Source organism: Haemophilus parainfluenzae (genome assembly GCF_014931395.1).
Lineage (GTDB): Bacteria > Pseudomonadota > Gammaproteobacteria > Enterobacterales > Pasteurellaceae > Haemophilus_D.
Genome location: NZ_CP063120.1, coordinates 159,149 through 180,610, shown reverse-complemented (window position 1 = coordinate 180,610; position 21,462 = coordinate 159,149). Strand labels below are relative to the sequence as shown.

At 39.4% G+C, this 21,462-nt stretch carries 21 protein-coding genes; 17 read left to right on the top strand and 4 right to left on the bottom strand.

Annotation, left to right across the window (positions count from 1 at the left end; translation table 11 throughout):
• Positions 1–2 precede the first annotated feature (2 nt).
• From INP94_RS00855 to rplS, 14 genes are all read left to right on the top strand, one after another.
• Positions 3–548 (top strand): hypothetical protein, encoded by a 546-nt coding sequence (locus INP94_RS00855; protein ID WP_197543734.1) that lies wholly within the window; start codon positions 3–5, stop codon positions 546–548.
• A gap of 60 nt (positions 549–608) precedes the next feature.
• A complete protein-coding gene (gene mnmA / locus INP94_RS00850; protein ID WP_197543733.1) occupies positions 609–1,760 on the top strand; it encodes a tRNA 2-thiouridine(34) synthase MnmA in 1,152 nt (383 codons plus the stop codon).
• A gap of 69 nt (positions 1,761–1,829) precedes the next feature.
• Positions 1,830–2,663 (top strand): hypothetical protein, encoded by an 834-nt coding sequence (locus INP94_RS00845; RefSeq protein WP_232087405.1) that lies wholly within the window; start codon positions 1,830–1,832, stop codon positions 2,661–2,663.
• Positions 2,664–2,936: 273 nt separating this feature from the next.
• On the top strand, positions 2,937–4,964 hold the full coding sequence (locus INP94_RS00840) for a BCCT family transporter (RefSeq protein ID WP_197543732.1): 2,028 nt from the start codon (positions 2,937–2,939) through the stop codon (positions 4,962–4,964).
• A gap of 64 nt (positions 4,965–5,028) precedes the next feature.
• Entirely contained in the window at positions 5,029–6,948 is a 1,920-nt protein-coding gene (locus tag INP94_RS00835; protein WP_197543731.1) for a BCCT family transporter, read from the top strand.
• Positions 6,949–7,113: 165 nt separating this feature from the next.
• The gene (gene tatA, locus INP94_RS00830) at positions 7,114–7,344 is read left to right on the top strand and encodes a twin-arginine translocase TatA/TatE family subunit (protein WP_005695386.1); all 231 of its coding nucleotides are present in this window, start codon (positions 7,114–7,116) and stop codon (positions 7,342–7,344) included.
• A gap of 2 nt (positions 7,345–7,346) precedes the next feature.
• On the top strand, positions 7,347–7,952 hold the full coding sequence (gene tatB / locus INP94_RS00825; RefSeq protein WP_197543730.1) for a Sec-independent protein translocase protein TatB: 606 nt from the start codon (positions 7,347–7,349) through the stop codon (positions 7,950–7,952).
• A 9-nt stretch (positions 7,953–7,961) separates the two neighbouring features.
• Positions 7,962–8,756, top strand: a complete 795-nt coding sequence (gene tatC / locus INP94_RS00820; RefSeq protein ID WP_049372776.1) for a twin-arginine translocase subunit TatC — start codon at positions 7,962–7,964, stop codon at positions 8,754–8,756.
• A 56-nt stretch (positions 8,757–8,812) separates the two neighbouring features.
• Positions 8,813–9,835: a porphobilinogen synthase gene (gene hemB / locus INP94_RS00815; RefSeq protein ID WP_197543729.1), complete on the top strand. Its 1,023-nt coding sequence runs from the start codon at positions 8,813–8,815 to the stop codon at positions 9,833–9,835.
• Between the two features lie 233 nt (positions 9,836–10,068).
• Positions 10,069–11,418, top strand: coding sequence for an NADP-specific glutamate dehydrogenase (gene gdhA / locus INP94_RS00810; RefSeq protein ID WP_049371531.1), 1,350 nt, complete (start codon positions 10,069–10,071; stop codon positions 11,416–11,418).
• Positions 11,419–11,644: 226 nt separating this feature from the next.
• Complete coding sequence (gene rpsP / locus INP94_RS00805; RefSeq protein WP_005697005.1) at positions 11,645–11,890, top strand: 30S ribosomal protein S16; 246 nt, start codon at positions 11,645–11,647, stop codon at positions 11,888–11,890.
• 44 nt (positions 11,891–11,934) lie between these two features.
• Positions 11,935–12,462, top strand: a complete 528-nt coding sequence (rimM, locus tag INP94_RS00800; RefSeq protein ID WP_197543728.1) for a ribosome maturation factor RimM — start codon at positions 11,935–11,937, stop codon at positions 12,460–12,462.
• Positions 12,463–12,499: 37 nt separating this feature from the next.
• On the top strand, positions 12,500–13,240 hold the full coding sequence (gene trmD / locus INP94_RS00795) for a tRNA (guanosine(37)-N1)-methyltransferase TrmD (protein WP_197543727.1): 741 nt from the start codon (positions 12,500–12,502) through the stop codon (positions 13,238–13,240).
• 36 nt (positions 13,241–13,276) lie between these two features.
• Positions 13,277–13,627 carry a 50S ribosomal protein L19 gene (gene rplS, locus INP94_RS00790; RefSeq protein ID WP_005697898.1) on the top strand — a complete coding sequence of 117 codons (351 nt, stop codon included), beginning with the start codon at positions 13,277–13,279 and terminating at the stop codon, positions 13,625–13,627.
• 60 nt (positions 13,628–13,687) lie between these two features.
• Here the strand turns inward: rplS and rho are convergent, their stop codons facing one another.
• The gene (gene rho / locus INP94_RS00785; protein ID WP_005695393.1) at positions 13,688–14,950 is read right to left on the bottom strand and encodes a transcription termination factor Rho; all 1,263 of its coding nucleotides are present in this window, start codon (positions 14,948–14,950) and stop codon (positions 13,688–13,690) included.
• 230 nt (positions 14,951–15,180) lie between these two features.
• On the opposite strand from rho, the gene argH reads away from it, so the two are divergent.
• Positions 15,181–16,554 carry an argininosuccinate lyase gene (argH, locus tag INP94_RS00780; protein WP_197543726.1) on the top strand — a complete coding sequence of 458 codons (1,374 nt, stop codon included), beginning with the start codon at positions 15,181–15,183 and terminating at the stop codon, positions 16,552–16,554.
• A gap of 58 nt (positions 16,555–16,612) precedes the next feature.
• Here argH and INP94_RS00775 read toward each other — a convergent pair whose 3' ends face one another.
• Genes INP94_RS00775 through serB form a run of 3 tightly spaced genes read right to left on the bottom strand, consistent with a single transcriptional unit; the run spans position 16,613 to position 18,550 of the window.
• On the bottom strand, positions 16,613–17,089 hold the full coding sequence (locus INP94_RS00775) for a hypothetical protein (RefSeq protein WP_232087404.1): 477 nt from the start codon (positions 17,087–17,089) through the stop codon (positions 16,613–16,615).
• Positions 17,090–17,093: 4 nt separating this feature from the next.
• Positions 17,094–17,585, bottom strand: coding sequence for a YajQ family cyclic di-GMP-binding protein (locus tag INP94_RS00770; protein ID WP_005695407.1), 492 nt, complete (start codon positions 17,583–17,585; stop codon positions 17,094–17,096).
• 20 nt (positions 17,586–17,605) lie between these two features.
• A complete protein-coding gene (gene serB / locus INP94_RS00765; protein WP_197543725.1) occupies positions 17,606–18,550 on the bottom strand; it encodes a phosphoserine phosphatase in 945 nt (314 codons plus the stop codon).
• Positions 18,551–18,618: 68 nt separating this feature from the next.
• Here serB and INP94_RS00760 point away from each other — a divergent pair, with 68 nt between their 5' ends.
• Together INP94_RS00760 and tkt are read left to right on the top strand one after the other, a co-directional pair.
• Positions 18,619–19,296, top strand: coding sequence for a YtjB family periplasmic protein (locus INP94_RS00760; RefSeq protein WP_197543724.1), 678 nt, complete (start codon positions 18,619–18,621; stop codon positions 19,294–19,296).
• An 85-nt stretch (positions 19,297–19,381) separates the two neighbouring features.
• Positions 19,382–21,379, top strand: a complete 1,998-nt coding sequence (gene tkt, locus INP94_RS00755; RefSeq protein WP_197543723.1) for a transketolase — start codon at positions 19,382–19,384, stop codon at positions 21,377–21,379.
• Positions 21,380–21,462: the final 83 nt, after the last annotated feature.

Genomic DNA, 21,462 nt, shown 5'->3' with positions numbered 1-21,462 from the left:
TAATGAAATTATTAAAATTTGTTTATACATTAATTTTATTTACGGTTTCATCTTTTACCTTTGCAGGATATTATCCAGCAAAGGTAAATGCAGATCTTAATTTATATACAGATTCTGAATTTAATAAACCGGTTATTCTTGTAAAAGCGGGGGCATGGTTGAATACAATGCCGATGTTTTCTGCTACCGAGATTCGTTATGGAACAGGCTCAATTTATATTGCTGAACAGGATAAAATAAAATTAGGTGATAAAAAATCGTTAGTGCTTGAAAAAGGTATTTTTGATGATGAGGAACCCGATACCTCTAATTCTTATCCTGATGTGCTTATCCAAAAAGATACACCTATTTATAGTAAATCGGTATTGAGTAAAACAGAGGCTGAAATTGAAAATATGCCGACTTTATTTACATTAAAAGCAACCGATGTTCCTTGTCAAACTTTCAGGGAGATTGTTGGAAAATCGGGGAAAACGTTTTATAAAATTTCTTTTAATGATGAGCCTTCTTATATTTTAAAAGAAGATACATCGATTATTCAGCAATAAAGTAGCTATCATTTATCTACAACCAATGTGCTTCGCCTTAACCGAAGTTACGGGAGACTTATGTTAATTTCAAATACTTATAATCAACATTTCGCACCATTGAGTGCAGAACAACTTGTCGAAAATTCCACTAAAAAAGTCATTTGCGGTATGTCCGGCGGGGTAGATTCTTCGGTGTCTGCCTTTATTCTTCAACAACAAGGCTACCAAGTGGAAGGCCTGTTTATGAAAAACTGGGAAGAAGATGACGATACCGATTATTGTACAGCCGCAGCAGATCTTGCTGATGCACAAGCAGTATGTGACAAGCTAGGTATTAAGCTACATAAAATCAATTTTGCGGCGGAATATTGGGATAACGTATTTGAGCATTTCTTAACCGAGTACAAAGCCGGCCGTACACCAAACCCCGATATTCTTTGTAACAAAGAAATTAAATTTAAAGCTTTCTTGGAATATGCAGCGGAAGATTTGGGTGCTAACTATATTGCTACCGGCCATTATGTACGTCGTCGTGGTGCAGATGATCAAGCAGAGCTATTGCGCGGCTTAGATAGCAATAAAGACCAAAGCTATTTCCTTTACACGTTGAGTAAAAATCAGGTAGGCCAAAGCCTTTTCCCTGTTGGTGAAATTGAAAAGCCGATCGTACGTGCTATTGCAGAAGATTTAGGTTTAATTACCGCGAAGAAAAAAGACTCTACCGGTATTTGTTTTATCGGCGAGCGTAAGTTTAAGGATTTCTTAGCACGTTATTTGCCTGCTCAACCAGGTGATATCCGTACCGTAGATGGCGAGATTATTGGTCGTCATGAAGGATTGATGTACCACACCCTGGGGCAGCGTAAAGGGCTAGGTATCGGTGGATTAAAAAATGCCGGTGATGAAGCCTGGTATGTGGTGGATAAAGATGTCGAAAACAATGAATTGATTGTGGCACAAGGCCATGATCATCCACGTTTGTTTTCCAAAGGCTTAATTACCAAACAGCTCCACTGGGTAAATCGCGAACCCGTGCGTGAGGCGTTCCGTTGTACGGTGAAAACTCGTTATCGTCAAACGGATATTGCTTGTTTGGTTGAGCCGATTGATGACGATTGCATTCGAGTTCTTTTTGACGAGCCGCAAGCCGCGGTCACACCAGGTCAATCAGCGGTATTTTATCTTGATGAAGTCTGCTTAGGTGGCGGCATTATCGAAGAACGAATTTAATCAACACCTAACAAAGTGCGGTCAGAAATTTAACGGTTTTTCTGACCGCACTTTTTAATTATTTACCTAATGGAGCTTTTTATGCGTCACATCGTATTGGGATGTCTGTTAGCTTTGTTTTCCACTACACTTTTTGCCCAGTTAAAAACAGATTTAGCCTTATTAAATTTGAAAGGACCAGTAAAAAAGTGGGAAATGAAAGTAACAGATCTACGCAATTCTTCTGTTTTGGAACATAAGATTACTCACTTTAATCCACAGGGATTTAAAATCAAAGAAGAAACGTTAGATTCTTCTGCCCAAACAAAAAACTTTGTGTATGACGAACAAGGACGATTGATTAAAGTTTTTTGGAATGGTGATGACGCTGTTCTCGAATATAGCTATCGTACTAATTCAGATGGTACTTTGACAGTTATAGAGAAACAGAAATTTAAAGATAGCGAATCTCGAGTTATATCTGAAAATACTTATGATAAAAATGGATTATTAATCATTAAAAAAGAAGCAGATGACTCTTGTGAGAATGAGTGCGAGAAACTTGAAAATGGCATGAACAAATATAGCTACCATTATGATGAACATGGCAATGTTGTAGAATTTAAGAATGAGCTTTTTACTGTTGAGCCTGTAAAATATACTAATAAATACTCTGATGGAAAACTAATTGAACAGACAGAATTCAGTTATGGTGGAAAAGAGTTGAAGACTTTTGATGCTAATGGACATCAAATTCAATTTGAAGAATTCCCACCTTTGGGATTTGGAGATGGTTCAAAATCTTCTTTAAAACGTTGGAAAAAGACTGTTGATAACTATGGCAACGTGTTGAAGGATGAAGAGTTTGATGAGGCTAATGAACCTAGCAGCACTATTGTTGAACATTCATATGAGTATTATTAAGTTAAAGTGCGGTCAAAAATTTAACGATTTTTCTGAACGCACTTTTTCTTTATCGTATTTTAATTTTCGTTAATTTGAAAAAATATTGATGTTTTGATAATATATATTTCGTATTTGGAAACAATCCACTCAAATCCTACTGAGCGTTTCCTTCAAAATCGCACTTCTCCGTGCTATCATTTGCGATGGTTCCATCTCACCATTTAGGGCTTAAGGCCTTATTTTGTTTAATCTGATTTTATTTTTATTCACTTAATTTTTAAGGGGGAAGCGTTGTCTTTATCTAAATTTATGGAAAAGCAAACGTCGTTCAATCCTTTAGTGATTGGTGCAACGTTATTTTTTGTGGTGTTACTCGTTGCGATGATTTTAATCGCTCCGGAACAAACGCAAACTTTATTAAATACCGCCAAATCGGGCATTTTTGCCAACTTTAGTTGGTTTTACGTATTAGCATTCTCAGTATTTTTGGGCTTTTTAGTCATTTTATCAGTCAGTAGCCTAGGTAATATCAAATTAGGCAATGATGAAGAAGAGCCTGAATTTGGTTTTCTGTCTTGGTTGGCGATGTTATTTGCTGCCGGTATGGGGGTAGGGTTGATGTTCTTTGGTGTAGCAGAGCCATTGACGCATTACTTATCTGATATTACCACAGGCAGCGCAGAGCATAAGCAACAAGAAGCCTTGTTACACACCTTATTCCACTGGGGAATTCATGCCTGGGCGGTGTATGGCACGATTGCGTTGGCATTGGCTTACTTTGGATTCCGTTACAAATTACCTTTGGCATTACGTTCTTGTTTCTATCCGTTATTGAAAGAGCGTATTAATGGCAAGTTAGGCGATCTTATCGACATTATGGCGTTACTTGCCACCTTATTTGGTGTTATCACAACATTAGGTTTTGGTGCATCACAATTGGGTGCAGGCTTACATCAATTAGGCTGGATTAGCGAAAATAGCTTCAGCTTGCAAGTTGTCGTAATTGCCGTGGTAATGAGTTTAGCGATATTTTCCGCGATTTCTGGTGTAGGGAAAGGGGTAAAAATCTTAAGTGAGCTGAATTTAACATTAGCTTTCTGTTTGTTGATTTTCGTCTTAGTGGCGGGACCGACACTTTATTTGTTATCCGCTTTTAGCGACAACATCGGAACGTATCTTAGCAACTTAGTAAAATTAAGTTTCAAAACCTATGTTTATGAACAAGAACATACTAGTTGGTTTAGCGGTTGGACAATTCTGTATTGGGCATGGTGGTGTTCTTGGGCGCCATTTGTCGGTTTATTTATTGCTCGTATTTCGAAAGGGCGTACCATTCGCGAATTTATTTTCGGCGTGTTGGTGATTCCTAGCATGTTCGGTATCTTGTGGTTTACCGTATTTGGTAATACAGCCATTTGGTTGAATGATGGTGAAGCTGCAGGTGCGTTAGGACAAATGATTTCTTCGCCTGAAACGTTGCTCTTTAAGTTCTTAGATTATTTACCGCTTTCTGGTGTGACGGGTTTAGTGAGTTTGGTGGTGATTTCTTTATTTTTTATCACTTCTGCGGATTCGGGCATTTATGTATTAAATAACATTGCATCACGCGATAAAAGTCTTGCTGCACCACGTTGGCAAGCGGTGATGTGGGGCGTATTAATGTCAACTGTCGCCATTGTTTTGATGCAATCAGGCGGCTTGGCTAATCTACAGACAATGACGCTATTAGTGGCATTACCTTTCGCGATGTTGATGTTATTGATGTGCTTTAGTTTATGGAAAGGTTTGAATGCGGATAAAAAATATTTTGATACCAAAGTTAATCCAACCAGTATTTTCTGGACGGGGGATAAATGGAAAGAACGTTTGGAACAAATGATGAACCAAACGCAAGAAAAAGATATTTTACGTTTCCTTAAACATACGGTATTGCCGGCAATGCGTGAGCTACGCCAAGAATTGATTGGTAAATATGAATTGAGTGTGCAAATTAACACGTTATTTGATCAAGATGAGCCTGCAGTCGAGTTAGTCATTCAGAAAGATTTGATGAGAGACTTTATGTACGGGGTGAAATCTATCGGTCGTGAGGTGTCAGAGCAATTAATTAATGACGATAACTTGCCACATATCCAGCATAGTATGACTTATGAGCCATACACTTATTTCTTTGATGGTCGAGTGGGTTATGATGTGCAATATATGGATCAAGATGAATTAATTGCTGATATGTTGAAACATTATGAACGTTATTTAAGTTTGCTAGACGATGTTGGTCAAGAATTGATGGCACACGAGCAAACAGAATTGGCTGAATAATAAGACTAAAGTGCGGTTGAAAATCCTCTAAGTTTTTAACCGCACTTTTTATCTTAAAACAAATATGAAGATAAAAAATACTTTCAAAGCAAATGTTATTTGGGGCAGTTTAGGTTTTAGTTTAGCGATTATTGCAGGCCTTTTATTTGATACGCAGCAAACGATATCTTATCTTGCTGCGGCGAAAGCCTTTATTTTCTCTCAATTTAGCTGGTTTTATATTTTACTGAGTGCATTTTTTCTATTCTTTTTACTTTTCTTGGCGTTAGGACGATACGGCGATATTAAACTTGGGAGTGATGAGGAAGAACCAGAGTTTAAATTAGGCTCTTGGATTGCATTACTCTTTACCTCTGGAATTGGTATTGGTATTGTTTTTCTTGGTGTTGCTGAACCGCTTTCACATTTTCTTTCACCAATAGGTGAATATGAGAAAGTTCGAACGGCATTATTTTTTAGTATTTTTCATTGGAGTATCAGTGCTTGGGCTATTTATGGATTAATTGCACTTACGATTGCTTATTTCGGATTTCGCTATAAATTACCCTTTTCTTTACGTTCTTGTTTTTATCCCTTACTGAAGGAAAAGATTAATGGAAGAGTCGGGGATGTCATTGATATTCTCGGGATTTGTACCACCTTATTTGGCGTAGTCGCAACCTTAGGTTACAGTGCGATTCGGTTGGCTGCAGCATTCCACTCAATGCATTTATTGGATAACTCACCGTATTTGGTTCCCCTTATTTTAGTGAGTGTTTTTATCATTGCTATCTTAATTTCACTGCAAGGGATTGCCAACGGGTTCCGTATTCTTAGTGAGCTAAATCTAGGCGTTACCTTTCTCTTTATGTTATTGGTTTTGCTATTCGGTCCGACAATATATTTAATTTCTGCTTTTACGGAAAATATTGGTACCTATTTAAGCGGTTTAATTAGAGTCGGCTTCAAGGCTTATGCCTATGATGTAGAACATCTAGATTGGTTTATGGATTGGACGGTTTTTTACTGGGCATGGTGGTTTTCATGGGCGCCAGGCTTTGGGATTTTTATCGCACGGATTTCTCGCGGACGAACTTTGCGGGAGTTTATTTTCGGCGTATTGATGGTGCCAAGTTTATTCTTCGTTTTATGGTTCACTGTATTTGGTAATGGGGCCATTTGGGTCAATGAACATCTTGCTAAGGGAGCATTAGGTCAAGCTGTAAATAATGTGGGGTCACTCCTTTTTGATTTTCTGAGTTATTTACCCTATTCCGGCTTAACTAAAACGTTAGCTTTATTTATTATCACACTCTTTTTTATTGTAACCATTAACTTTGGTATTTATACGCTTAATAATATCGCAATTGAAGACAAAAGCCAGGTTTCACCTCGTTGGCAATCTATGTTTTGGGGTGGTTTATTGTCAGCTGTTACATTTGTTCTTTATCTTTTTGGCGGTATTGAAATACTACAATCAACGATGTTGTTTTTCTCTTTACCTTTTGCTCTGTTGATGTCAGTGATGGCATGGAGTTTGTTAAAAGGTTTACGATTTGAACGACAATATTATTCCACAGAGGTTTCAGATTTGTGGACAGGTGCAAACTGGCGTAGTCGTTTAAGACAGCTAGTGATTGAACCTAAGCGAGATGACGCCATTTTCCATTTAAAAACAACGGCACTTTTAGCAATGAGAGAGTTACGCCAGTTATTCATTGGTACCTATGGTTTAAATGTGATATTACAGCAACATTTTGACCGCGATAATAATCAACTGGTTCTTTCTATTGAAAATGGATTAGCAGAAGATTTTTTTTACCAAATTACCTTGTTTGAGAAGCCCGCATCTGAAACAGCACAAGTTCATCATGCATTAATGGTTTCAACCAATATTCAATTGGAAGGTTATCCTTTGAATATCACGAAGGAAGAGGATTTGATCGTGGACATCTTGCAATGTTATGAGCGATACATGAGAGAGCTGGATTTTGTTATTTCATAATTCCTGTCTCATGAGCAAACAGAACTGGCTGAATAATAAGAATAAAGTGCGGTTGAAAATAACATTATTTTTTGACCGCACTTTTAAAATTACCTCTTGAGACAAATGCATAAAAAGAGTATATTCAAGCCCAAATTTTCAATTTAATTCTAACGGAGTTTTTCTATGTTTGGTTTATCCCCAGCACAAATGATTATTTTATTAGTCGTGATTTTATTAGTATTCGGTACCAAAAAATTACGCAATGCGGGATCTGATCTTGGCGCAGCAGTAAAAGGCTTTAAAAAAGCGATGTCTGATGACGAGCCGAAAAAGGATGCTGAGTTTACTCAAATTAAAGACGGTACAACAACCGCTGAAAAAACTGAAACTGTAAAAGATAAAGAACAGGCATAACCGTGTTTGATATTGGTTTTTCCGAACTTGTTTTATTGATGCTTGTGGGCTTGGTGGTGCTAGGCCCTAAGCGTTTACCTGTGGCTATTCGCACGGTAATGGGCTGGGTGAAAACAATCCGTGGGTTGGCAGCTAATGTTCAAAATGAATTAAAACAAGAGCTTAAATTGCAAGAGTTGCAAGATAGTATTAAGAAAGCGGAACAACTTAATCTCAAACAGCTTTCCCCAGATTTAAGTAAAACCGTTGAAGAGCTGAAAGAGCAAGCTCAAAAAATGCGTGCAGAGTTAGAAGAAAAAGCGGCTGCAGCAGGAACAACGGTGGAAGAGCAAATTAAAGAAATTAAAAGTGCGGCTGAAAATCCGGCTGATTCTGCGGAAAAACTTGAGGTAAGCGCACAAGAAACAGCAGAGAAACCGGTTGAAACAGCATCCACAGAACATGCAGAGAATGAAACTGTCGAAGTTTTGGAATCTGAAAAAACAGAAGTGGATTTGACCGCACTTGAACCTCATGAACAAGCTGAATTAACTGAGCGTTTATCCGATTACTATTCGCCGGATGATGTGGAGCTACAGCCAGCACCGAAATCTGAAGCGAAGTCCTAGAGAATAATTATGAGCAATATGACGGACGATTCCCAACCGTTAATTACCCATCTTGTTGAACTCAGAAACCGCTTATTACGTTGTGTAATTTGTATTTTAGTGGTTTTTGTGGCGTTGGTTTATTTTTCTAATGATATTTATCATTTTGTCGCCGCACCTTTAACCGCGGTGATGCCAAAGGGTGCAACCATGATTGCAACCAATATCCAAACGCCTTTCTTTACGCCAATTAAATTAACCGCGATTGTTTCGGTGTTTATTTCTGTACCTTATTTGCTTTATCAAATTTGGGCGTTTGTTGCACCAGCACTGTATCAACATGAAAAACGTTTAATTTATCCGTTATTATTTTCCAGTACAGTTTTATTCTATTGCGGTGTAGCGTTTGCTTATTATGTTGTTTTCCCTTTCGTGTTTAGTTTCTTTACGCAAACTGCACCAGAAGGGGTAGCTATCGCAACAGATATCAGCAGTTACCTTGATTTTGCGCTAGCATTATTCTTGGCTTTTGGTGTGTGTTTTGAAGTACCCGTTGCCATCATTTTGCTTTGCTGGACTGGCGTCACAACCACGAAAGCATTAGCTGCAAAACGCCCTTATATTATTGTGGGAGCGTTCTTTGTTGGCATGATCTTAACGCCACCAGACGTGTTCTCTCAAACTTTACTTGCTGTACCAATGTGTCTTCTCTTTGAATTAGGCTTGTTAGTTGCGCGTTTCTATCAACCGAAAGAGGATGAAGAAGAGGCAACTGATGAGGAAAGTGCGGTAGAAAATCAGGGTGATTTGAATCACAAAGATTAAGAAAATGGGCGTAGGTGATACGCCCTTTTAACATCATAAAAACAGGAAATATTATTATGACTCAACAAATTTTAGGCGGTTTTCCAACTCGTCGTCTTCGTCGTTTACGTAAACATGATTTTAGTCGCCGTTTAGTGGCAGAAAATACTTTAACCGCGAATGATTTAATTTATCCGGTATTTATCATTGAAGGCGAAAATCATCGTGAACCAGTCCCTTCTATGCCTAAAGTTGAACGTTTAACGATCGATCAGTTATTAATCGAAGCAGGTCTTTTAGTGAAATACGGCGTGCCAGTGATTTCATTATTCCCAGTGGTTGCACAAGATAAAAAATCTTTAATGGCAGATGAAGCGTTTAACCCGAATGGTTTGGTACAGCGCGCAGTGAGAGCATTGAAAGCCGCTTATCCAGAATTAGGGGTATTAACCGATGTCGCACTCGATCCTTATACACTACATGGACAAGACGGGATCATTGATGAGGAAGGCTATGTCTTAAACGATATCACAACAGATATCCTGATTAAACAGGCTGTTTCACACGCTGAAGCGGGTGCTGATATTGTGGCACCGAGTGATATGATGGATGGACGTATTGGTCGTATTCGTCAGGCATTGGAAGAAAATGGTCATATCAATACACAAATTATGGCATACTCAGCAAAATATGCGTCTAACTATTATGGTCCATTCCGTGATGCAGTCGGTTCTGCCGGCAACCTGAAAGGTGGTGACAAGAAAACCTATCAACTAGATCCAGCCAACGGTAATGAAGGCTTGCAAGAAGTGGCTCTTGATTTACAAGAAGGGGCAGATATGGTGATGGTGAAACCAGGTATGCCATATTTAGACATGGTATATCGCGTGAAAGACTATTTCGGTGTGCCAACCTTTGCTTATCAAGTTTCTGGTGAATATGCGATGCATATGGCTGCGATTCAAAATGGTTGGTTGAAAGAAAAAGAATGCATCATGGAATCATTGCTTTGCTTTAAACGTGCTGGTGCGGATGGCATTTTGACGTATTTTGCAAAGCAAGTCGCGGAATGGCTTTACTTAGAAGGTAAAAATAAATAAGCACTTTTTAACTTGAAGTGCTAATCTAAGTGCTAATTTTAGATCTCATCTAATAAAAACGAGAAAATATTAAATGTTTTCTCGTTTTTTATTTTTTCTTCATTTTTTCTATAAAAAAACTATTGCCTAGTTGATTTTTCTATTGTTATATTGATGACACGCCGCAACAAGACGGTGATAAATAAAATAACGTTACACACATCATATTAACTCACTACTAGAAGGAAAATCCTATGTCAGCAGTAGCATCATTAGACGCATTTCTTGAAAAAGTGGCTCAACGTGACGGCCACCAACCTGAATTTTTACAAGCCGTTCGTGAAGTCTTCACGTCAATCTGGCCTTTCTTGGAAGCAAACCCTAAATACCGTTCAGAAGCTTTATTAGAGCGTTTAGTTGAGCCAGAGCGCGCAATCCAATTCCGTGTGGCATGGACTGATGATAAAGGCCAAGTTCAAGTAAACCGTGCTTTCCGCGTGCAATTCAACAGTGCAATTGGCCCTTTTAAAGGTGGCATGCGTTTCCATCCATCCGTTAACTTATCAATCTTAAAATTCTTAGGTTTTGAACAGATCTTTAAAAATGCCTTAACCACATTGCCAATGGGCGGTGCGAAAGGCGGCTCAGACTTTGATCCTAAAGGCAAATCAGATGCTGAAGTGATGCGTTTCTGCCAAGCATTAATGGCTGAATTGTATCGTCATGTTGGCCCAGATACCGATGTGCCCGCCGGTGATATTGGTGTAGGTGGTCGCGAAGTCGGTTATCTTGCAGGCTATATGAAAAAATTATCAAACCAAGCTGCTTGTGTCTTTACTGGTCGTGGTCTTTCATTTGGTGGAAGCTTAATTCGCCCAGAAGCAACGGGGTATGGATTGGTTTATTTTGCCCAAGCAATGCTTGCAGAGAAAGGGGATAGTTTCCAAGGTAAAACGGTTTTAGTGTCCGGTTCGGGTAACGTGGCGCAATATGCCATTGAAAAAGCGATGGCGCTAGGTGCGAAAGTTGTAACCTGTTCTGACTCTGCAGGTTACGTGTATTTACCAGAAGGATTCGATCGTGAAAAATTAGAAGCGTTATTAGAGCTTAAAAATGTAAAACGTGGTCGAGTAGAAGAGTTTGCAAAACAATTTGGTCTTCAATATTTTGCAGGTAAACGCCCTTGGGAAGTGAAAGCAGATATTGCACTTCCTTGCGCAACCCAAAATGAATTAGAGATCTCTGATGCAAAAGCCTTAATTGCAAATGGTGTGAAATTAGTCGCTGAGGGGGCAAACATGCCAACCACTATCGAAGCGACAGAAGCATTCTTAGAAGCTGGTGTATTATTTGGCCCAGGTAAAGCGGCTAATGCTGGTGGTGTTGCGACATCCGGCTTAGAAATGGCGCAAAGTTCACAACGTTTATACTGGACAGCTGAAGAGGTGGATAGACAGCTTCATCGCATCATGTTAGATATTCATGCAAACTGTAAAAAATACGGTTCAGCAGAAGGCCAAGCAAACATTAACTATGTAGTGGGCGCAAACGTAGCTGGCTTTGTAAAAGTAGCCGATGCAATGTTGGCACAAGGGGTTTATTAATCCAATAAATGAGTGAAAACTTGACCGCACTTTGTGATGAAGTGCGGTCATTTTTTATGGTGAATTTCTCAAGTAGAAATAGGCTATTGGCTTGCTTTTTTGCTCAAAAAGTGTAAAATCTTCAGGCTTTTTGTCTATATATACAGAGAAAAAAGTAAGCTATATTCTTAAATCACTTTCGAGTTTGAGAATATTCTTTTAGTAATTAAACATTTAGAGGAAGGTTATGGTAACCATTCGTTTATCTCGTGGCGGAGCTAAAAAACGCCCATTTTATCAAATTGTAGTAGCTGACAGTCGTTCACCACGTGACGGTCGTTTCATTGAGCGTGTAGGTTTCTTCAACCCAATCGCACAAGGTAACGCAGAGCGTCTTCGTGTTGATCTTGAGCGTGTAAACCACTGGGTTGCTCAAGGTGCATCACTTTCAGATCGTGTTGCAACGTTGGTAAAAGAAGCTCAAAAAGCATAATCTCGCTTTTTGATTTAGTTCTTAAACTAAGATAGGTGAAAAATATGGAACAACAACGCATTGAAGTTGTGGGCAAATTAGGCTCAACCTACGGTATCCGTGGGTGGTTACGTATTTATTCATCAACAGAACAAGCTGAAAGCATTTTTGATTATCAACCTTGGTTTTTAAAAATCAAAGGTGAATGGCAGCCAACTGAATTAGAAAACTGGCGTCATCATAATCACGAAATCATCGTTAAATTAAAAGGCGTTGATGATCGTGAAGCTGCACAAACTTTAGCGAATGTTGAAATTGGTGTGGATTTATCTGTTTTCCCTGAACTGGAAGAGGGCGATTATTACTGGCACGATTTAATCGGTTGTTCAGTCGTCAACCTAGAAGGTTATACAATGGGAACGGTAACAGAGATGATGGAAACCGGTTCTAATGATGTGTTAGTAGTTAAAGCCAATGCCAAAGATGCTTTTGGAAAACAAGAGCGGTTAATTCCGTTTTTGTATGAACAAGTAGTTAAAAGAGTCGATCTCACCACGAAAACAATTGAAGTGGATTGGGACGCTGGTTTCTAATCTCAAGTATGCACAAACGTAATGTAGTAGGCTTTTTATGTGGATAGGGGTGATTTCATTATTCCCTGAAATGTTTAAAGCGATTACGGAATTTGGGGTTACAGGTAGAGCCGTAAAACACAATCTTCTGCAAGTGGAATGTTGGAATCCAAGAGATTTTACATTCGATAAGCATAAAACTGTGGATGACCGTCCTTATGGTGGTGGTCCTGGAATGCTGATGATGGTGCAACCTTTACGGGATGCGATTCATGCTGCGAAAGTTGCTGCAGGAGAAGGCGCAAAGGTGATTTACCTTTCGCCACAAGGACGTAAACTCGATCAAGGCGGCGTAACGGAGCTTGCTCAAAATCAGAAATTGATTTTGGTATGTGGACGTTACGAAGGTATTGATGAGCGATTGATTCAAACTGAAATCGATGAAGAATGGTCAATCGGGGATTATGTTCTGACCGGTGGAGAATTGCCGGCAATGACATTAATTGATGCTGTTGCGCGTTTTATTCCCGGTGTATTAGGCAAGCAAGCCTCTGCAGAAGAAGATTCTTTCGCAGATGGTTTATTAGATTGTCCTCATTACACCAGACCGGAAGTGTTAGAAGGATTAACTGTACCACCCGTGCTGATGTCGGGACATCACGAAGAAATTCGGAAATGGCGATTAAAACAATCGCTACAAAGAACGTGGCTCCGACGCCCTGAGCTCTTAGAAGGCCTAGCTCTGACTGACGAACAACGTAAGCTGTTAAAAGAGGCGAAAGCCGAACATAACAGTTAGTTTCAGTTACATCTAGGATCAATAAAGGATCAAACAATGTCTAACATTATCAAACAACTTGAACAAGAACAATTAAAACAAAACGTACCTAGCTTCCGCCCAGGTGATACTTTAGAAGTTAAAGTATGGGTAGTTGAAGGTAGCAAACGTCGTTTGCAAGCATTCGAAGGCGTGGTTATTGCAATTCGTAACCGTGGCTTGCACTCAGCATTCACTTTACGTAAAATTTCTAACGGCGTAGGTGTTGAGCGTGTATTCCAAACTCACTCTCCAGCAGTAGATTCTATCGCTGTTAAACGTAAAGGTGCAGTACGTAAAGCTAAACTTTACTACTTACGTGAACGTTCAGGTAAATCAGCTCGTATTAAAGAGCGTTTGGGCGAATAATTCGCAAAATAAAAAAGGCTTGGTTTTCCAAGCCTTTTTTGTTTTTAAGTGCGGTCAGAATTAAGACCGCTTCATAATTTCAAAAAACTCATCGTTGGTTTTCGCCACCATAAGTTTGTCGATGAGGAATTCCATCGCTTCCACTTCACCCATTGGGTTAAGGATTTTGCGAAGAATCCACATTTTTTGTAATTCATCTGGTGTGGTAAGTAAGTCTTCTTTACGCGTACCAGAACGGTTGAAGTCAATCGCTGGGAACACACGTTTTTCTGCAATTTTACGAGAAAGATGTAATTCCATGTTACCGGTACCTTTAAATTCTTCAAAGATAACCTCATCCATTTTTGAGCCGGTATCTACAAGTGCGGTTGCAATAATGGTTAAACTCCCGCCTTCTTCTACGTTACGTGCAGCACCAAAGAAACGTTTTGGTCGATGTAAAGCATTTGCATCCACACCCCCAGAAAGAATTTTACCAGACGCTGGTGTAACGGTATTGTAAGCACGTGCCAAACGTGTAATAGAGTCGAGTAAAATCACTACGTCTTTTTTATGCTCAACAGAACGTTTTGCTTTCTCTATAACCATTTCAGCCACTTGAACGTGACGAGCAGCTGGTTCATCAAAGGTTGAAGCAATCACTTCACCTTTTACTGAACGTTGCATTTCCGTTACTTCTTCTGGACGCTCATCGATTAAAAGTACAATAAGTTCACATTCTGGGTAGTTGTGCGTGATGCTTTGTGCAATATTTTGTAGCAACATGGTTTTACCAGCTTTTGGTGGAGCCACGATAAGACCACGCTGACCTTTACCAATCGGAGAGGCTAAATCCAAAATACGCGCAGTTAAGTCTTCGGTTGAACCATTACCACGTTCCATTCTTAAACGAGAATTTGCGTGTAATGGGGTTAAGTTTTCGAAAAGAATTTTGCTGCGAGAGACTTCAGGTTTGTCATCGTTGACTTGGTCGACTTTTAAAAGTGCAAAATAGCGTTCGCCTTCTTTTGGTGGACGGATTTTACCTTCGATTTTATCACCAGTTTGAAGATTGAAGCGACGAATTTGACTTGGAGAAACGTAGATGTCATCAGGACCAGCAAGGTAGGAACTGTCTGCGGAGCGTAAGAAACCGAAACCATCGGGTAAAATCTCCAACACGCCGCCGCCAAAAATATCTTCACCGCTCTTGGCGTGTTGTTTCAAAATAGCAAAAACAATATCTTGTTTACGTAAACGGGCAAGATTTTCCAAACCCATTTGTTCTTCACCAAGTTTCACAAGATCAGAAACAGGCGTATTTTTAAGTTCTGTAAGATGCATAATTAATAATGTTGGAACGAATAAGAGTTGATAATACTGAAATGTTTGAATGGTGGGCAATGCCCTTAAGAATGGTGCGTAAATTACCACTAAAATTTAATACTGTCTAGTTTTTGTTAGAAAAAACAGGGTAAAATAGCAAACTATGAAGAGATTATTATTGCATATTGATTAATTATGCGTAATAATTGAATAATTAATCAATTTTGGTATTAAGAGAAGGATAACCTATGGCTCTCTGGGGTGGTCGTTTTACACAAGCGGCAGATAAACGTTTTAAAGATTTTAATGATAGCCTGCGTTTTGATTATCGCTTGGCAGAGCAAGATATCGAAGGCTCCATTGGCTGGTCTAAAGCTTTAGTCAATGTTGGTGTATTAAGTGCTGAAGAGCAACAACAGCTAGAAGTTGCCTTAAATGAATTATTAATCGAAGTGCGGTCAAATCCACAAGCGATTTTACAAGATGATGCAGAAGATATTCATAGCTGGGTAGAAAGTAAGCTTATCGATAAAGTGGGTAATTTAGGTAAAAAATTACACACGGGTCGTAGCCGTAATGACCAAGTTGCACTCGATATCAAAATGTGGTGCAAACAACGTGTAACGGAGTTGCAAGCATCTATTCGTAATCTTCAACGTCATTTGGTGCAAACAGCGGAAAAGACGCAAGATGCGGTGATGCCGGGGTATACTCATTTACAACGTGCTCAACCAATTACTTTTGCCCATTGGTGTATGGCTTATGTGGAAATGTTTGAGCGTGATTATTCACGTCTCGCTGATGCTTATAAACGCATGAATAGCTGTCCATTAGGCAGTGGTGCACTTGCAGGAACAGCCTATGCAGTTGATCGTGAACAATTAGCATCAGATTTAGGTTTTGCTTTTGCGACGCGTAATAGCTTGGATAGCGTCTCTGATCGTGACCATATTGTGGAATTACTTTCAACGGCGTCTTTAAGTATGGCGCACCTTTCTCGTTTCGCAGAAGATATGATCATTTTTAACAGTGGTGAAGCGAATTTTGTCGAATTGTCAGATCGTGTAACTTCAGGTTCCTCTTTAATGCCACAAAAGAAAAATCCAGATGCTTGTGAATTGATTCGTGGTAAAGCGGGCCGTGTAATGGGCGCATTAACCGGTATGTTGATGACCTTAAAAGGTTTACCGTTAGCGTATAACAAAGATATGCAAGAAGACAAAGAAGGGATCTTTGATGCGTTAGATACCTGGCAAGATTGCGTAGATATGGCGACTTTTGTACTAGATGAATTAAAAGTGAATACCGATCGTACTCGTGAAGCTGCTTTAAAAGGTTACTCAAATGCAACAGAGCTAGCAGATTATCTTGTAGCAAAAGGTGTACCATTCCGTGATTCTCACCATATTGTCGGTGAAACCGTGGTTTATGCCATTGAAAAAGGCAAAGCCTTGGAAGACTTAACCATTCCTGAATTCCGTCAATTCAGTGATGTGGTAGGGGATGATGTATATGACATTCTTTCACTACAATCTTGTTTAGATAAACGTTGTGCGAAAGGTGGGGTTTCACCACTTCGAGTGGCAGAAGCGATTGCAGAAGCAAAAGCGAGATTAGCTTAATTAACGTAAATAAAAAGAGCGGTCAAAAAATATTGTGCTTTTTGACCGCTCTTTAGTTTTATTGTGGAAGTGGATCCATTAATTCAAGGATTTTATCGGTAGGCTCTTTTATATCGAAACTCGATCCCATTAATAATGAAAAAGTCTCGTCATTTCGTTTGCAAGCAGCATGAGAAATTAGCTTACCTTTCTTATTACGCAAATCGATAGTAACTTGACTGATGCTCGTCTTATCTACTGCTCTTTCTTTTATTATCGTCCACAACTGATTATTTTCTGTTGGTGGAAGAAAAAGAGTCGCTTCTGTGGCATAAGCTTGTAAGTAAGCATTATCTATCGTTTGATCAGCCACATTCACATCGTTTTTCATGTAAGTGAATGTTTTAAGATTATTTAGCGCGACCCAAAGTTTTTCCCCTTTGGTGCTTTCACATTTTACAACATCAATGATGCTATCACCGAGATTCATGGCATTCTCATTTGCGAGCGAACATAGTGGAACGGTAGCCAAAAATACCCACAGATATTTTTTCATTAAATTAATCTCTAAAGTTATTAAATTGGAATGGTTGACCTAATTCAGCGCCTTTCACTAATTGAATAACGGCTTGTAAATCATCACGAGATTTGCCGGTTACGCGTACTTGTTCACCTTGAATTTGAGTTTGAACTTTGATTTTTGAATCTTTCACTAATTTAGTGATTTTCTTCGCCATCTCCGTTTCAATCCCTTGTTTTAATTTGATTTCTTTGGTGTAAAGTTTACCGTGATGTTCACTTTCTGTTGGAATATCCAATGAGCTATGCTCAATGCCACGTTTTACAAACGCACCAATCAAGATTTCAATTAATTGTTCTAATTGGAAATCAGATTCTGTGGTCACTTTCACTGTTTCGCTTTTTTCATTTAATTCAATGACGGCTTCCACACCACGGAAATCATAACGTGTACTTAATACGCGGTTTGCATTTTCAACCGCATTACGCACTTCGTGCATAGTAATTTCAGATACGATATCAAAAGATGGCATAAGTTTTCTCCCAAAATGAATTAAATTCGATCATTTGCACTTAAAAGACATAAAAGTGCGGTTAAGTCAGCAAAGTTTACCACAATTTGTGCTTGTTGTTGCACCTTCGGTTTGGCATGGAATGCTACGCCTAATCCGGCGACCTTCATCATCGCTAAATCATTAGCGCCATCACCAATAGCAAGGGTATTTTTGCGTGGAATGTTGTATTCTTCAGCGAGTTTTTGCAAGGTATTCGCTTTGTATTGTGCATCGACCACGCTACCTTTTACATTGCCAGTCAGCGTGCCATCAATAATTTCAAATTGATTAGACGCCGCAAAATCGAGGTTTAATAAGCTTTTTAAGTAATCGGCGAAATAGGTAAAGCCACCGGAAGCGATGGCAGTTTTCCAACCATGTTGTTGTAATGCCTTAATGGTTTCAATTAAACCTGGCATTAAAGGCAATTTTTCACGTACTTGCTGCAAAATACTTTCTGGTGCACCTTTAAGTGTTCCCACTCGACGACGCAAACTTTGTTCAAAATCGAGCTCGCCACGCATGGCACTTTCAGTAATGGCAGAAACTAATTCACCTGTGCCAGCCAGTTTAGCAATTTCATCAATACACTCAATTTGAATCGCCGTAGAATCCATATCCATCACCAATAAACCTTTTTCTGATAATTTGGCATCAAAATCCAGTTTTGCGATGTCTAATTGCAGGTTGTGAGCGTGGGCAATAAAATCAGTTAGCCATTTGCCTTTTAAAAGGACAACGGTATTTTTTTCAACGTTCCATGCATCAAAACACAGGAAAGATTGACCGCACTTTTGTTGGAATTCGAGTAATTTGGCTAAATTCAGCGTTGTGCCGTATAAAATAAACGCATGAGTTTCATCGGGATGAGGCAAATCAGACGAAAGTGCGGTGGGAAATTGGGGATATTTTTGGGTAATGCTTGCAAGGTTTTGAATTTGCATAGAAAATCCTGTAAATTGTGAATACTCATCTATTCTAGCCGATCTTGGCGAAAAAATGGAAAAACAACGTGCAATTAATTAAAGAAAAACTTCAAAAATCACTGATGTTTGGGCTCATCGTGCTGCTTTGTATCGGTGCCATGGCGGTGATTTTGTTTGGTGTGAAACAATTTAAGATTGGTTCACAGCTTTCAAGTGTGAATCAAGTAGCGAATTTATCGCATACTTTGGTTCGTCAGCAAGCCAATTTATTTTCAGTTTTATTAACCAATAATGTGAAATCCGATCAGCTCGTCGAAAATTTAGATAATTTAGTCAAAGAAGACTTTGTGCTCGATGCGACCATTTATGATTATAATGGCAAAGAATTGGCACAAAGTACCAATACCGGCAATCTTCGTGAGCAACTTGGTCTTGAGCATAAAAATGAAGGTGAGTTTTCAACACAACAAATTGTTGAACCGATTTATTCGGCTTCCAATAATGCTGTCCGAGGCTTTTTACGTGTGACCTTTGACGCCCAATATGCTCAAACGACGCAGAGCAAAATCAATCAAGTGTTTCATCGCTTATATGGTGAAATTGTCGTGGTCTTTTTATTAGGCGCTTTATTCGCCAGTTCCATTCATTATTTTTTAAGTCATTATCGTCGAACATATCGAAAACCAGTGGAAACTAAAACGGTGGTCAATTTACAAGGTAAATCAAGTAGCCAGCGTTTCCATCAACGTCGTCGAAGAATTTGATCAAGTTAAATAAAATTGCAAATATTGGTTAAGCCAATCAGTAAATAGGGTAGAATGCTGAGAATTATTTAGATAGGAGAAAAACATGGCAACTCGTAGACAACTCGCCAACGCAATTCGTGCGCTATCAATGGATGCAGTACAAAAAGCGAAATCAGGCCACCCAGGTGCACCGATGGGAATGGCGGATATCGCTGAAGTATTATGGCGCGATTTCTTAAAACACAACCCAAACAATCCTAAATGGGCCGATCGCGACCGTTTTGTGCTTTCTAATGGCCACGGTTCAATGTTGATCTATAGCTTATTACATTTAACAGGCTATGATCTTTCTATCGAAGATTTAAAACAATTCCGTCAATTACATTCTAAAACCCCAGGCCACCCAGAATATGGTTACGCGCCAGGTGTTGAAACCACAACCGGTCCGTTAGGTCAAGGTATTACCAATGCCGTGGGTATGGCGATTGCGGAGAAAACATTAGCAGGTCAATTTAACCGTGAAGGTCATGAAATCGTGGATCACCACACTTATGTGTTCTTAGGCGATGGCTGTTTAATGGAAGGGATTTCTCACGAAGCTTGCTCTTTAGCAGGAACATTAGGCCTAGGTAAATTAATCGCCTTCTACGATGACAACAATATTTCGATTGATGGTCATGTTGATGGTTGGTTCAGCGATGATACGGCAGAACGTTTTGAAGCTTATGGCTGGCAAGTGATTCGCAATGTTGATGGTCACGATGCAGAACAAATTCGTGCCGCAACTATTCTTGCTCAAGCAGAAAAAGAAAAACCAACATTAATTATTTGTAAAACTATCATCGGCTTTGGTTCACCAAATAAATCAGGCTCCCATGATTGTCATGGTGCGCCATTAGGTGATGAAGAAATCGCACTAACCCGTAAAGCACTTGGTTGGGAATATGGTCCATTTGAAATTCCAGCAGAGTACTATGCGGAATGGTCAGCAAAAGAAAAAGGTGCGGCAGCAGAAAAATCTTGGGAAGAAAAATTTGCGGCTTATGCAAAAGCATACCCTGAACTTGCAGCAGAATTTACACGTCGTGTAAATGGTGAATTACCAGCAAATTGGGCGGCAGAATCTAAAGCATTCATTGAAAAATTACAAGCAAATCCTGCAAATATTGCAAGCCGTAAAGCATCACAAAATGCAATCGAAGCTTATGCACATGTATTACCTGAATTCTTAGGTGGCTCAGCAGACTTAGCAAGCTCTAACTTAACGTTATGGAGCGGTTCTAAACCAATTCGTGCCCACGAAAACGTAGGTGGTAACTATATCAACTATGGTGTGCGTGAGTTCGGTATGTCAGCGATTATGAATGGTATTGCTTTACACGGCGGGTTCATTCCTTATGGCGCAACCTTCTTGATGTTCTACGAATATGCACACAATGCGGTGCGTATGGCCGCATTAATGAAACAACGCACTTTATTCGTTTATACGCACGACTCGATCGGTTTAGGCGAAGATGGTCCAACTCACCAACCAGTTGAGCAAACTACATCATTACGCTTAATTCCAAATCTTGAAACATGGCGTCCATGTGACCAAGTGGAATCAGCCATCGCATGGCAACAAGCGGTTGAACGTCAAGATGGCCCAAGTGCGTTGATCTTTACCCGTCAAAACTTAGCACAAATGGACCGCACTTCTGCACAATTAGATGCCGTTAAACGTGGTGCTTATGTGTTAAAAGACTGTGAGGGTACACCAGAGTTAATCTTCATTGCGACAGGTTCTGAAGTGGAATTGGCAGTGAAAGCAGCAGATGTATTGACTGCTGAAGGTAAAAAAGTGCGTGTCGTCTCTATGCCAAGTACTAACCGTTTCGACAAACAAGATGCAGCGTACCGTGAAAGTGTGTTACCTGCAGCCGTAACCAAACGTGTTGCAATCGAAGCAGGTATTGCAGACTTCTGGTATAAATACGTTGGCTTTGAAGGTCGCGTGGTTGGTATGAATAGCTTTGGTGAATCAGCACCAGCAGATCAATTATTCAAACTCTTTGGTTTCACCGTGGATAACGTGGTAGCAAAAGCAAAAGAGATTTTATAATTATTAAAATGGATAAAGGCAGGCAATGATCTGCCTTTCTTTTTTGATTTGAAAAAAGTGCGGTCAAAAAATAAGAAAATTTT

Excerpts from the sequence above, each read along its gene's own strand:
- INP94_RS00855 (WP_197543734.1), top strand. The coding sequence starts at position 3 with ATGAAATTATTAAAATTTGTTTATACATTAATTTTATTTACGGTTTCA.
- mnmA (WP_197543733.1), top strand. The coding sequence starts at position 609 with ATGTTAATTTCAAATACTTATAATCAACATTTCGCACCATTGAGTGCA.
- INP94_RS00845 (WP_232087405.1), top strand. The coding sequence starts at position 1,830 with ATGGAGCTTTTTATGCGTCACATCGTATTGGGATGTCTGTTAGCTTTG.
- INP94_RS00835 (WP_197543731.1), top strand. The coding sequence starts at position 5,029 with ATGAAGATAAAAAATACTTTCAAAGCAAATGTTATTTGGGGCAGTTTA.
- tatA (WP_005695386.1), top strand. The coding sequence starts at position 7,114 with ATGTTTGGTTTATCCCCAGCACAAATGATTATTTTATTAGTCGTGATT.
- tatC (WP_049372776.1), top strand. The coding sequence starts at position 7,962 with ATGAGCAATATGACGGACGATTCCCAACCGTTAATTACCCATCTTGTT.
- hemB (WP_197543729.1), top strand. The coding sequence starts at position 8,813 with ATGACTCAACAAATTTTAGGCGGTTTTCCAACTCGTCGTCTTCGTCGT.
- gdhA (WP_049371531.1), top strand. The coding sequence starts at position 10,069 with ATGTCAGCAGTAGCATCATTAGACGCATTTCTTGAAAAAGTGGCTCAA.
- rpsP (WP_005697005.1), top strand. The coding sequence starts at position 11,645 with ATGGTAACCATTCGTTTATCTCGTGGCGGAGCTAAAAAACGCCCATTT.
- rimM (WP_197543728.1), top strand. The coding sequence starts at position 11,935 with ATGGAACAACAACGCATTGAAGTTGTGGGCAAATTAGGCTCAACCTAC.
- trmD (WP_197543727.1), top strand. The coding sequence starts at position 12,500 with ATGTGGATAGGGGTGATTTCATTATTCCCTGAAATGTTTAAAGCGATT.
- rplS (WP_005697898.1), top strand. The coding sequence starts at position 13,277 with ATGTCTAACATTATCAAACAACTTGAACAAGAACAATTAAAACAAAAC.
- rho (WP_005695393.1), bottom strand. The coding sequence starts at position 14,950 with ATGCATCTTACAGAACTTAAAAATACGCCTGTTTCTGATCTTGTGAAA.
- argH (WP_197543726.1), top strand. The coding sequence starts at position 15,181 with ATGGCTCTCTGGGGTGGTCGTTTTACACAAGCGGCAGATAAACGTTTT.
- INP94_RS00775 (WP_232087404.1), bottom strand. The coding sequence starts at position 17,089 with ATGAAAAAATATCTGTGGGTATTTTTGGCTACCGTTCCACTATGTTCG.
- INP94_RS00770 (WP_005695407.1), bottom strand. The coding sequence starts at position 17,585 with ATGCCATCTTTTGATATCGTATCTGAAATTACTATGCACGAAGTGCGT.
- serB (WP_197543725.1), bottom strand. The coding sequence starts at position 18,550 with ATGCAAATTCAAAACCTTGCAAGCATTACCCAAAAATATCCCCAATTT.
- tkt (WP_197543723.1), top strand. The coding sequence starts at position 19,382 with ATGGCAACTCGTAGACAACTCGCCAACGCAATTCGTGCGCTATCAATG.